This window comes from Achromobacter sp. SX5, assembly GCF_056711425.1.
The window spans coordinates 707,751-719,921 of record NZ_CM160041.1 but is presented as its reverse complement, the minus strand read 5'-3'; the positions used below and the strand labels follow the sequence as shown (position 1 = coordinate 719,921).

9 protein-coding genes are annotated in these 12,171 nt (G+C 68.2%); 7 read left to right on the top strand and 2 right to left on the bottom strand.

Going from position 1 to position 12,171, the window contains the following annotated elements:
• The first annotated feature begins 420 nt into the window (after positions 1–420).
• The 3 genes from AC1M14_RS03380 to AC1M14_RS03370 all read left to right on the top strand — a co-directional run bounded on the left by AC1M14_RS03380 (position 421) and on the right by AC1M14_RS03370 (position 4,853).
• Positions 421–2,112 carry a sodium:solute symporter family protein gene (locus AC1M14_RS03380; protein ID WP_102774116.1) on the top strand — a complete coding sequence of 564 codons (1,692 nt, stop codon included), beginning with the start codon at positions 421–423 and terminating at the stop codon, positions 2,110–2,112.
• Positions 2,113–2,138: 26 nt separating this feature from the next.
• Complete coding sequence (locus AC1M14_RS03375; protein WP_209164568.1) at positions 2,139–2,261, top strand: putative transporter small subunit; 123 nt, start codon at positions 2,139–2,141, stop codon at positions 2,259–2,261.
• Positions 2,262–2,375: 114 nt separating this feature from the next.
• Complete coding sequence (locus AC1M14_RS03370) at positions 2,376–4,853, top strand: heavy metal translocating P-type ATPase (protein WP_479730987.1); 2,478 nt, start codon at positions 2,376–2,378, stop codon at positions 4,851–4,853.
• 1 nt (position 4,854) lies between these two features.
• Here AC1M14_RS03370 and AC1M14_RS03365 read toward each other — a convergent pair whose 3' ends face one another.
• Positions 4,855–6,375: an argininosuccinate lyase gene (locus AC1M14_RS03365; RefSeq protein ID WP_479730986.1), complete on the bottom strand. Its 1,521-nt coding sequence runs from the start codon at positions 6,373–6,375 to the stop codon at positions 4,855–4,857.
• A gap of 139 nt (positions 6,376–6,514) precedes the next feature.
• On the opposite strand from AC1M14_RS03365, the gene AC1M14_RS03360 reads away from it, so the two are divergent.
• The gene (locus AC1M14_RS03360) at positions 6,515–7,465 is read left to right on the top strand and encodes a LysR family transcriptional regulator (RefSeq protein WP_102774119.1); all 951 of its coding nucleotides are present in this window, start codon (positions 6,515–6,517) and stop codon (positions 7,463–7,465) included.
• Here AC1M14_RS03360 and AC1M14_RS03355 read toward each other — a convergent pair.
• The gene (locus AC1M14_RS03355) at positions 7,440–8,951 is read right to left on the bottom strand and encodes a class I adenylate-forming enzyme family protein (protein ID WP_479730985.1); all 1,512 of its coding nucleotides are present in this window, start codon (positions 8,949–8,951) and stop codon (positions 7,440–7,442) included. The two genes, AC1M14_RS03360 and AC1M14_RS03355, sit on opposite strands and share 26 nt — an antisense overlap.
• Positions 8,952–9,234: 283 nt before the next feature.
• Here AC1M14_RS03355 and AC1M14_RS03350 point away from each other — a divergent pair, with 283 nt between their 5' ends.
• Genes AC1M14_RS03350 through AC1M14_RS03340 form a run of 3 tightly spaced genes read left to right on the top strand, consistent with a single transcriptional unit; the run spans position 9,235 to position 12,051 of the window.
• Positions 9,235–10,014 carry a class II aldolase/adducin family protein gene (locus tag AC1M14_RS03350; RefSeq protein WP_111825907.1) on the top strand — a complete coding sequence of 260 codons (780 nt, stop codon included), beginning with the start codon at positions 9,235–9,237 and terminating at the stop codon, positions 10,012–10,014.
• A gap of 46 nt (positions 10,015–10,060) precedes the next feature.
• Positions 10,061–11,053 (top strand): ketopantoate reductase family protein, encoded by a 993-nt coding sequence (locus AC1M14_RS03345; RefSeq protein ID WP_479730984.1) that lies wholly within the window; start codon positions 10,061–10,063, stop codon positions 11,051–11,053.
• 32 nt (positions 11,054–11,085) lie between these two features.
• Positions 11,086–12,051: a Bug family tripartite tricarboxylate transporter substrate binding protein gene (locus AC1M14_RS03340; protein ID WP_479730983.1), complete on the top strand. Its 966-nt coding sequence runs from the start codon at positions 11,086–11,088 to the stop codon at positions 12,049–12,051.
• Positions 12,052–12,171 lie beyond the last annotated feature (120 nt).

The window sequence follows — 12,171 nt, the reverse complement described above, 5'->3', positions numbered from 1 at the left end:
TCACGTTTGCCCGAAAGCGACGCACGTCGCCCACGGCAACCGACACCAAGGCCGCGCACAGCGGTCCGGCGTGCAGCGTAGAACGCCCGCCGAAACACCTTTACCCAGCCGCCAGGCTGCGGAACAAATCCCTGCCCACCAGGCAGGACCATCGCTTACCGCGTTGGGCAACGTCTAAATCAAACCAGCGTTCGTCCCCACGCGGCAGCAAGACACCTACACGGTGTGCCTTGTCGCTGTCCGGCATGGGCTCGCTCGTCGCGCCCGCCCCGGGCAGGCACGCGATCGCGCCTGCGGCCGATCGCGCGGTGTTTCGGCAACGTCACAGGGGTTTGCCGCCCATCGCATCCCGCGGAAACGGCCTCACGCAGCCATGACTGTCCGTCATGACCGAGCTGCCAAGGAGAAAGGACGAAAACGATGCAAGAGACAGAATTCTTTCAGCTATCGGCGACCACCGCCATCCTGCTGCTCGCGGGCTTTTACGGCGCGACATTCCTGATGTCGCTGTTCATCGGCGAAAAGAACGAAAACGTCGACGGCTACATGGTGTCGAACAACGCGGTGGGCTTCGGCCTTTCCACGGCCAGCATGATCGCCACCTGGATCTGGGCCGCATCGTTCTACGCCAGCGCCACCTCGGGCTACAAGTACGGTCTGTCCGGCCCCCTGCACTACGGTTTCTGGGGCGCGCTGATGATTCTGTTCATCTATCCCTTCGGCAAGCGTTTCCGCCAGCTCGCGCCCAAGGCGCACACGCTGGCGGAAGTCATCCACGCGCGCCACGGCACCTCCAGCCAGATGATCATGGCGGTGTCGAACATCGTGGGCAGCTGTATCAGCCTGATGGTCAACTTCACCGCAGCCGGCGCGCTGGTCTCCATCCTCAGCCCGCTGACCTTCATCCAGGGCGTGCTCATCGCCGGCCTGGGCGTGCTGTCCTATACGCTGTGGTCGGGCTTTCGCACTTCGGTGATGACCGACTTCGCGCAGCTCGCGGCCATGATCGTGGCGGCGGTCATCATCATTCCGCTGATCTTCTTCAACGCCGGCGGCCCCGACGTGCTGCAGGCCAATATGTGGCGCCTGAACGCCGAGCAGGCCGACTTCTATTCGACCAAGGCGATTCTTGAACAGGGCGCGCCCTACTTCGTGGCGGTGCTGGCCTACGCCATCGGCAACCAGACCATCGCGCAACGTCTTTTCGCCGTGCGCGAAGACCTGATCAAGCCCACCTTCCTGACCGCCACGGTCGGCTACGGCGCGGTCGTGATCGGCCTGGGCATGCTGGGCCTGCTGGCGCTGTTCGTGGGCCTGGAGCCCGCCAACGGCGACATGAACAACATCATCCCGCAGATGGCCTCGACCTATCTGCCGCCGTTCGGCATCGCGCTGTTCTTCCTGCTGGTGGTGGGCTCGCTGTCCTCGACCGCCGACTCCGACCTGGCCGCCCTGTCGGCCATCGTCATGACCGACATCTACGGCAAGAACGTCGCGCGCGGCCGTCCGGACCCGCAGCGCATGCTGTGGTGGGGCCGCGCCACCATGATCGTGGCCACCATGATCGGCGTCATCTTCGCCAGCCTGCGCCTGGACATCCTGGTCATGCTGGTCTTCGTCGGCGCGCTGTGGGGCGCCATCGTGTTCCCGGTGATCGCCAGCTTCTACTGGGACCGCGTGGACAACCGCGCCTTCGTCTGGTCGGTGCTCAGCGCCGTGGTGCTGTTCACCATCGTGCGCTTCGAACTGATCCCGATCCAGGGCGCGGTGGCGGTGTTCTTCGAAATCTGCTCGGCCGTCGGCGGCGGCGTGGTGCTGGGGCTGATGACGTTCGGCTTCTTCGGCCGCAAGGCCGCGCTGGCCGTGGGCGCGGCGGGCATCGCCATCATGCTGCCCGTCTTCGTCGGCACGCTGCGCGAATACATCGTGCTGATGGGTTCGCTCACCGCCTATGGCGTCAGCGCGGCGGTCTGCACCGCGCTCAGCCTGCGCAACACGCAGCGCTTCGATTTCGGCCTGCTGGCCGACCGCGTGACCTCGTTCCACCGCGAACAGGAAGCGCTGACCCAGGCGCCGGCGCAGCGCCCCGTCGTCCAGCCCGCCAAGGGCTGAACCCCACAACGAACAAGGAGACCGATATGTGGTTGACGTTGTATTTCCTGGTGTGGCCGGCCATCTCGGCCGCGATCCTGGCCATTCTGTGCGTCACGCTGTGGCGCGACATCCGCGCGGCCCGGCGCAGCGGAAAGTCGATGGTCTGACCCCGTTTTAACCCCGCAGGGAGGAACTTTCGTCCGGAACGCTTGACCTTGACATCATTGGAATCTTTATAGTGGTCGCATCCACAGGAAATTCCTAGTTTTCAAGGAGCGGCAATGAGTTCCATCCCTGCAGACAGCATCGCGGTCAGCCTGCCCATCGAGGGCATGACCTGCGCCTCGTGCGTGGGCCGGGTCGAAAAGGCCCTGAAGGCCGTGCCGGGCGTAAGCAAGGCCAGCGTCAACCTGGCGACCGAACGCGCCGACATCTCCTTCGCGGGCGCGCCTGACGTGGCGGCGGCCGTGCAGGCGGTGCAGAAGGCCGGCTACACGGTGGCCGAAACCACCGTGGAACTGTCTGTGACCGGCATGACCTGCGCCTCCTGCGTGGGCCGGGTCGAGAAGGCCTTGAAGGCGGTGCCCGGCGTCAGCGGCGCCACCGTCAACCTGGCGACCGAGCGCGCCAGCGTCACCGCGGCTGGCGGCGTCGCCGCCAGCGCGCTGATCCAGGCCGTGGCCAAGGCCGGCTACGAAGCCCGGCCCATCGCCGAAGCCGCCAGCGACACCGACGCCGTGGCCGAACGCCAGGCCGCCGAGCGCCAGGCGCTCAAGCGCTCGCTGACCATCGCCGCCATCTTCGCGCTGCCCGTGTTCATCCTGGAGATGGGCGGCCACATGGTGCCGGCGTTCCACCATCTGATCGCCGGCACCCTGGGCACGCAAAACAGCTGGTACCTCCAGTTCGCGCTCGCCAGCATCGTGCTGTTCGGCCCCGGGCTGCGCTTTTTCCAGAAAGGCGTTCCGGCGCTGCTGCGCGGCGCGCCCGACATGAACTCGCTGGTGGCGGTGGGCACCTCGGCCGCCTATGCCTATTCGGTCGTCGCCACCTTCGCGCCCGGCCTGCTGCCCGCCGGCACGGTCAACGTCTATTACGAGGCCGCCGCGGTCATCGTGGCGCTGATCCTGCTGGGCCGCTACCTGGAGGCGCGCGCCAAGGGCAATACCTCCGAAGCCATCAAGCGCCTGCTCGGCCTGCAGGCCAAGACGGCGCGCGTGGTGCGCGACGGCGCGGTCCTGGAACTGGCCATCGAGGAAGTGGTCGCCGGCGACCTGGTCGAAGTCCGCCCGGGCGAACGCGTGCCGGTGGACGGCGAGGTCGTGGAGGGCAACAGCTTCATCGACGAATCCATGATCAGCGGCGAGCCCGTGCCGGTCGAGAAGCAGCCCGGCTCCGAAGTGGTGGGCGGCACGGTCAACCAGAACGGCGCGCTGACGCTGCGCGCCACCAAGGTCGGCAACGACACGGTGCTGGCGCAGATCATCCGCATGGTGGAGCAGGCGCAGGGCTCCAAGCTGCCGATCCAGGCGCTGGTCGACCGCATCACCATGTGGTTCGTGCCCGCGGTCATGGCGGCCGCCGTGCTGACCTTCATCGTCTGGCTCGCGTTCGGTCCCGAACCCGCGCTGACCTTCGCCCTGGTCAACGCCGTGGCGGTGCTGATCATCGCCTGCCCCTGCGCCATGGGCCTGGCCACGCCGACCTCCATCATGGTGGGCACCGGCCGCGCCGCGCAGATGGGCGTGCTGTTCCGCAAGGGCGAAGCGCTGCAATCGCTGAAGGACGCCAAGGTCGTGGCCGTGGACAAGACCGGCACGCTGACCAAGGGCCGCCCCGAACTGACCGACCTGGTCGTGGCGCAGGGCTTCAAGCGCGACGCCGTGCTGGGCAAGGTCGCGGCCGTCGAAGCCAAGTCCGAACACCCCATCGCCCAGGCCATCGTCGATGCGGCCAAGGCGCAGAACATCGCGCTGGGCGCGGTCTCGCAGTTCGAGTCCATCACCGGCTTCGGCGTGAGCGCCCGCGTCGACGGCGACCTGGTCCAGATCGGCGCCGACCGCTACATGCGCGAACTGGGCCTGGGCGTCGAGACCTTCGGCGCGCAAGCCGCGCGGCTGGGCGACGAAGGCAAGACCCCGCTCTACGCCGCCGTCAACGGCCGGCTCGCCGCCATGATCGCGGTGGCCGACCCGATCAAGGAAACCACGGCCGCGGCCATCCGCGCGCTGCACGAACTGGGCCTGAAGGTCGCGATGATCACGGGCGACAACCGCCGCACCGGCGAGGCCATCGCCCGCCAGCTCGGCATCGACGAGGTCGTCGCCGAAGTGCTGCCGGACGGCAAGGTCGAGGCGGTGCAGCGCCTGAAGCGCCAGTACGGCCCGATCGCCTACGTGGGCGACGGCATCAACGACGCGCCGGCGCTGGCCGAAGCCGACGTGGGCCTGGCCATCGGCACCGGCACCGACATCGCCATCGAGGCGGCCGACGTGGTGCTGATGTCCGGCGACCTGGGCGGCGTGCCCAACGCCATCGGGCTGTCCCAGGCCACGCTGCGCAACATCAAGCAGAACCTGTTCTGGGCCTTCGCCTACAACGTCGCGCTGATCCCGGTGGCCGCCGGCCTGCTGTATCCGGTCAACGGCAGCCTGCTGTCGCCGGTGTTCGCGGCCGGCGCGATGGCCCTGTCCAGCGTGTTCGTGCTGAGCAACGCGCTGCGGCTGCGCCGCTACGCGCCGCCCTTCGCCCCGGCCTGAATCAGCGGGCCTGCTCCTTCGACGCGCTGGCCACCAGCGCGTCGAAGCGTTTGTCCAGCTCGGCCAGCGCGTCGTCGATATGCGCGCGGCGCGCCTTGATCCAGGCGTCCTGCGACGCAAGCTGATCGCGCGCCTGCCTGAGCATGCGCTCCATCTCGGCCGGCTGCGGCCCGCCCAGCGTGGCGCGGTTCTTCACGATGGCCACCGGGTCCAGCGTGGAACGGAACTCCGCCTCGCTCATCGGCAGCTCCGTGCCGTACTTCGAGTCCTTCATCGCGTCGGCGTAGATGCGGCGCGCCTGCTCGTACGGGAAATCCAGCGGCTTGATGTTGTTGGCCTTGGCGTAGCTCACCACTTCGGAGGCGAAATGGTGGCCATCGCGAAACGGCAGCTTGTACTTGCGCATCAGCACGTCGGCCAGTTCCTGCGAGGCGGTCCAGTCGCTGTTCAGCTCTTCGAGCGCGCGTTCGGGATTGATCACCATGGCCTTGAGCACCCGGTCCCAGCGCTTGAGCGCCGAGATGCCGGCGTCGACCATCGCGGAATTCTGCTTCACGTCCTTGGGATCGCTCATGCCGGGGGTGATGTTGTGGGTCTGCATGACCGGCCCCAGGGCCAGCGTCACGGCGGTCGAGGCGTCGCCGCGGGTGTCGTTGAGCAGGCCGGGATTGCGCTTTTGCGGCATGGCGCTGGACACGTAGGTGTTGCCGCCGCCCTCCTGCAGCAGTATCCAGGGGCGCGGCTGGGCGTACTGCGTCATCACGTCTTCGACGAAGTTGCCCGTGCGCAGCGCGATGCTGGCGACGATGGCGCCCACTTCCACCGGCTGGTCCATGGAGGAAATCTGCGAGGCGTCGTAGGCGTTGTCGACCAGGGCCGTGAAGCCCAGATAGCGCGCCATGCGTTCGCGGTCCAGCGGCCAGCTGGTGCCGTTGAGCACCGTGGTGCCCATCGGCGAGCGGTCGATGCGCGCGTAGGCTTCGCGGATGCGCTGCGCGTCGCGCGCCAGCCCGGCCGCGTGGCCCAGCAGGTAGTGCCCGTAGCTGTTGGGCTGGGCGGCCACGCCGTTGGTGTAGTTCGGCACCACGGTGCCGGCCTGGCGCGCGGCCAGGTCCACCAGCGACGAGGCGGTGGCGTTGAGCTGGCCGGCCAGCTCCAGCAGCTTGTCGCGCAGGATCGCGCTGCGGTAGGTGGCGTGCATGTCCTGGCTGGATCGGCCGGCGTGCAGCAGCGTCACGTCCTCGCCGGCGGCCTTGATCAGGAGCGGCTCGAAAGTGATGACGCTGGCCGGGCGCTTGGCCCCGGGCTGGTTGCCATCGCGGATCACCTGGGCCACGCCCGCGGCCAGGCGCGGCGCCATACTTTTGTCCAGCAGGCCTTCGTCCGTATTGATGACGGCCGTGGCCTTGTTGATCTCGCCCAGCCAGAAGAACGGATCGCGCGGCGGCTGCTGGGCCGGCGCAGCCTGCGCGGCCAGCGACAGCGACAGGGCGGCGCCCAGGGTGGATAGCGGAAGTCTCATGGCGTGCTCGTCGAGGGAAGGGGAAACCCAGTGTATCGGCGCGCCCGGCCGCGGCATATCCCGGATTTCACCGAGCGGCGGGCGATGATGGCGCGCCGGTTTGCCATTAACATACGAGCGAAATCCCTGCCTGACGCCTATGCCCCGTCCAAACCTGGTCAACGCCGAAACCCTGTGCATGATTGCGAAGCTGGGCAGCTTCCGCGCCGCCGCCGAGCGCCTGTACACCTCGCAGCCCGCCGTATCGGCGCGCATGCGCGAGCTGGAGCAGTCGCTGGGCTTCGCCCTGTTCGAGAAGCGCGGCCGCCGCCTGGAGCTGACGGTGCCGGCGCGCCGCTTCGTCGAACGCGTCGAGCCGCTGCTGCTGGCCGTGGAAGACGCCTTCACCGATGCGGAAGCGGTCACCAACGCCGCCGGCACGGTGCGCATCGGCATGGGCGAGATCTCCATGACCTGGTTTTCGCGCGTGGTGCCCGAGCTGCGCCGCGCGCTGCCGCGCGTCTCGTACGAAATCGAGCTGGACCTGGCGGTCAAGCTGCAGGAACACCTTGCCTCCGGCGCGCTCGATATCGCCATCGTGGCCAACCGGCTGCGCGACGATCAGTTCATCTGCACGCCGCTGGGCACCACGCGCATGTCCTGGATGGTGTCCTCGCGCCTGCTGACCGACGCCCAGGGCCAGCCCCGCTCGATGCAGTCGCTGCTGCGCACGGAACCGCTGTGGTGCGTGTCCCGTCCGTCCGGCTTCTTCGGCCCCGCCCAGGACGAACTGCGCGCCATGGGCGCCAACCTGGACAACGTCTGCAGCTGCAACCGGCTCAACAGCCTGATCGAGGTGGTCGAAGCGGGCGGCGGCATCGCCCAGCTTCCGGAGATGATGGTGACCGAGCAGGTCAAGGCCGGCACGCTGGTGCCGGTGGACCCGGACCTGGAGCCGCTGACGCTGGAGTTCACGCTCGCCACGCACCGCAACCAGGGCCAGGCCGTGGTGCGGCAGGTGGTTCAGGCCCTGGCGCGGCTGGGCAAGGCCGCTACCGGCAGGCCGCGGGCGGCGCGGCGGCCGCTCACGCGCCCGACAGCGCCCGCTTGAGCACCTTGCCGCTCGCGTTGCGCGGCAGCTCGGCCATGAATTCCACGTGCTCGGGCACCTTGAAGTAGGCCAGCCGCTCGGCGCAATGCGCCTTGAGCGCCGCGGCGTCTTCGCCGCGGCCGTCGTGCAGCACGATGAACGCCTTGACGGACTGGTCGCGCACCGGGTCCGGCACGCCGACCACCGCCACGTCGCGCACGTCGGGGTGGCCCATCAAGGCCTCTTCCACCTCGGCCGCCGAGATGTTCTCGCCGGCCCGCTTGATCACTTCCTTCTTCCTGCCGAAGAAATAGAAATTGCCCTTGGCGTCCTGGTAGCCGAGGTCGCCGGTATGCAGCCAGCCGCCATCGAACGCGGCCTGCGTCGCGGCCGGGTCGCGGTAATAGCCCAGCGTCAGCGTGCGCCCGGGATGGCCGCGCACCACGATCTCGCCGATCTGGCCCGGCGCGACCGGCCGGTTGTCGTCATCGACCAGGAACACTTCGCGGTCCGGCGTCGGACGCCCGATGGACGGGTAGGTGGACGGCGCGGCGTGCGACTGCAAGGTGATGTAGAGCATGGACTCGGACTGCCCGTAGCCGTTGCGCAGCGGAATGCGAAAACGCGCCACGAAGGCCTCGATCTCGGCCTCCGAAATATTGATGGCGTAGCCCGCATAGCGCACCTGGTGCGCGGTATCGAACGGCGAGGGCGCCTGGTTCAGCAAGGTGCGGCACAGCATGCCTGACAGGCTGCATATGGTGATGCGGTGCTCGATCAACTGGCGCAGGTAGCGCGATGCGCTGTAGCGTTCGCCGATCACGGCGGTGGCGCCCGCGGTCAGGCAGGACAGCACCGTTTCCTGGCAATTGGCATGGAACAGCGGCTTGTTGTTGAACACGCGGTCGGCGCGCGACAGCCCGCTGTTGGCCGCGCCCGCCTGGCCGCACCACAGCAGGTTGGCCTGCGTCAGCATCACCCCCTTCGGCCGCGCCGACGTGCCCGAGGTATAGAGGATCTGCGCCAGGTCGTCGCTGCCCTGCGGCGGCGCGCGGAACGACTCCGGCGGCGCGGCCAGCTCGCACGACAGGTCCTCGGGTTTCAGGCTGCCGCGCGGCACGCAGGCGATGGACGGCGCCTGCGCCATCGTCGCGCAGACCTCGCGCACCAGCGCTTCGTGCGCCGGCTCCACCACCGCCAGCGCGGGCTGGCAATGCTCCAGCTGATAGGCCACTTCGGGAGCCGTCAGGTAGATGTTGCCAGCCACGATGACCGCGCCGGCCAGCATCAACCCCATCCACAGCGGCACGTACTCCGCCGTATTGCCCATGAACACGAACACGCGGTCGCCAGGCCTGACGCCCCGTGCCTGCAGCCCCGCCGCGAAGCGCATGGCGGCCTCGCGCAATTGGATGTAGCTGAGCTGGCTGACGTCGCCATTCTGGTACTCATGCACGACCGCTATCCGATGCCCGTGGCACTGCGCCTGTTCATCGAGCAAATCCATGATCGTGCGATTTCCTACAGCGTCCATCCAGCCTCCGGCATGTTCTGATTTTCAATGGCGCACCCGCGCCGCGTGGGAAGAAAACCAGTATAGGAACCGGCCCATGCGCGCACCAGCTAAACGTTTTTATGCGTTTCGATCAAGGTTTTTCATGCATTGCTTTGCCGCCGACGCATTGATGCGATTTATGCGTTTCCATCAAAACGTTTGCTTAGTCGCGGCAGGCCGGAAAACCTATACTGCGCATCAAAGGCGCCGCCAATGCGCCGTCCAGGCAGCAACCATGGAAACCGGAGGGGCAGTCGTGACAGCAGCATCGATCAAGGATCAGGTATCGGCCGAGGAATGGGCGGTGCGCGTCGACCTGGCCGCGGCCTACAACCTGGCGGTGGCCATGCGCATGACCGACCACATCTATACCCACATATCGGCACGGGTTCCGGGCGACGAGCCGCATTTCCTGATCAACGCCTACGGCCTGACCTTCGACGAAATCACCGCGTCGAACCTGGTCAAGGTGAACATCGACGGCGAGATCCTGCTGGACCGGACCGGGCTGGGCATCAACCCGGCCGGTTTCGTCATCCACAGCGCCATCCACCGCGCGCGGCACGACGCCGCCTGCGTGATGCACACCCACACGGCCGCCGGCATCGCGGTCTCGGCGCAGCAGACGGGCCTGCTGATGATCTCGCAGCACGCGATGCGCTTTCACAAGCGCCTGGCCTACCACGACTACGAAGGCGTGGCGCTGGACATGGACGAGCAGCAGCGCCTGGTGGCGGACCTGGGGCCGCACAACGCGATGATTCTGCGCAACCACGGCCTGCTGGCCTGCGGCGCCAGCGTGCCCGACGCCTTCGACGCCATGTTCTACCTGGAGCGCGCCTGCCAGGCGCAGGTTGCGGCGCTGGCCGGCGGCCTGCCCCTGGTGGTTCCGCCCGAAGCCGTCGCGGAAAAAGTCGGGCGCCAGTTCGACAAGCTCGACCGCCCTTCGCGCCACAAGCACTGGCCTCCCCTGCTCCGGATGCTGGAAGGCATCCGGCCCGCCTACAAACAGTAGCGGCAACCGCGCCGCCTCCCGGGCGGCCCACTTTCGCAGCGTAGCAATGGAAAATTCTCATCAGTGCCGCATCGCGGTATACGGTGCGGGTGCGATCGGCTGTCTGCTGGCCGCGCGCCTGGCCCAGGCGGGATGCCACGTGTCCGTGGTGGCGCGGGGCGAGACCCTGGACGCCCTGCGCCGGCGCGGCGCGGGCCTGGCCGTGGACGGCGCCGTTCACCGCCATCCCGTGCACGCCACGGACGATCCCGCGCAGATACGCGAGGTCGACTATCTGTTCCTGACCGTCAAGCAGCAGGCCCTGCCCGCGATCGCTCCCGGCCTCATGCCCATGCTGGCCGCCGGCGGCGCCATCGTGCCCGCGGTCAACGGCATCCCGTGGTGGTATCTGCCCACGCTGGACTCGCCGCTGGGCGCCGCGCCGCTGGTCTCGGTCGACCCCCAGGGCGTGCTGGCGCGCGCGGTGCCGCTGGAGCGGGTGCTGGGCGCCGTGGTCTATATCGCCGCGCACAGCGCGCAGCCCGGCGTCGCGTCGCAGGACGCGCGCAACAACCTCGCCATCGGCGAGCCGGACGGCGCGCTGTCGCCGCGCGCGCTGCGGCTGGCGCGCCTGCTGACGCAGGCCGGCGTGCAATGCGAGGCCAGCCCGCGCATCCACGAGGCCGTCTGGATCAAGGCGGCAGGCAACGCCACCTTCAACCCGCTGAGCGTGCTGGCCCACGCGCGCATGGACGCGCTGGTGTCGGACCCTTACCTGAGCAGACTGGCCCGCGCCCTGCTGCATGAGTACCTGTCGCTGGGCAAGGCGCTGGGCCTCGCGCTCGACGTGACCGTGGAGCAGCGCATGCAGGCGGCCGCCGGTTCGGGCGCGGCGCAGACCTCGATGCTGCAGGACGCGCTCAAGGGCAAGCCGCTGGAGACCGACGCGCTTATCGGCGCCATGGTCGAGATCGCCGAAAAACTAGACCTGGACATGCCCTGCGCCAACATGGTGTGGGGCCTGATCCGGCATCGGAACCGCAGCGCCGGTTCGCTCTGATACCCCATCGGGACAACAACAGGAGACAAGACATGAAATGGCTATCGCACTGCCTCGCCGCCACCCTGCTGTGCGCGGGCGCGGCCGCCCAGGCGCAGGACTATCCGGCCAGGCCGGTCAACATCGTGGTGCCGTTCACGCCCGGCGGCGTGACGGACGTCATGACCCGCCAGATCGCCGCCAAGCTGCAGGACGACCTGGGCCAGCCCGTGGTGGTGGTCAACAAGCCCGGCGCCGGCACCATGATCGCATCGGCCTACGTGGCCAAGGCGCCCGCCGACGGCTACACCCTGCTGATGGCGGCCTCGTCGCTGGGGATCGCGCCCAGCCTGTACAAGAACACCGCGAACTACGACCCGGTCAAGGACTTCCAGCCCGTGTCGCTGATCGCCAGCGTGCCGCACATCCTGGTGACCGGCAAGCAGGTCCAGGCGAGCAGCGTGAAGGACCTCATCGCCACGCTCAAGAAGGACGGCCGCGCCGCGACGTTCGCGTCCTCGGGCAACGGCACCTCCAACCATCTGGAGGGCGAGCTCTTCGCTGCGCTCACCGGGTTGAAGATGACGCACATCCCGTACAAGGGCAGCGTGCCCGCGCTGACCTCGGTGGCCGGCGGCGAAGTCGACATGCTGTTCGTGGACATCGCGGCCGCCCAGCCCTTCCTCGACAGCGGCAAGGTGCGCCCGCTGGCCGTCACCACCAAGACCCGCTCCGCCGTGCTGCCCGAACTGCCCACGGTGGAAGAGTCCGGGCTGCCCGGCTACGACGCCATGCCCTGGCTGGGCATCGTGGCGCCCGCCGGCACGCCGCCCGCGGTGGTCGAGCGCCTGCAGGCCTCGCTGCAGAAAATGAAGGCGGCGCCCGACATCCAGCAACAGTTCAGGAAGATGGGCCTGGACGGACAGTTCACCCGGCCCGATGCGTTCGGCGCCTTCATCGTCAGCGACAGCGCCAAATGGGCCGAGCTGATCAGGAAGTCCGGCGCCAGCGCCGAATAGCGCTGCCTCGCGGGCGGACGCGGACACACCGCGCCGCCCGCTTCCCCCCAACCATGCCGACGATCCGTGGCCCGCAACGATGCGCCGCCGCGCGGCCCCGGCTTTTCCGTCTACTCCGAA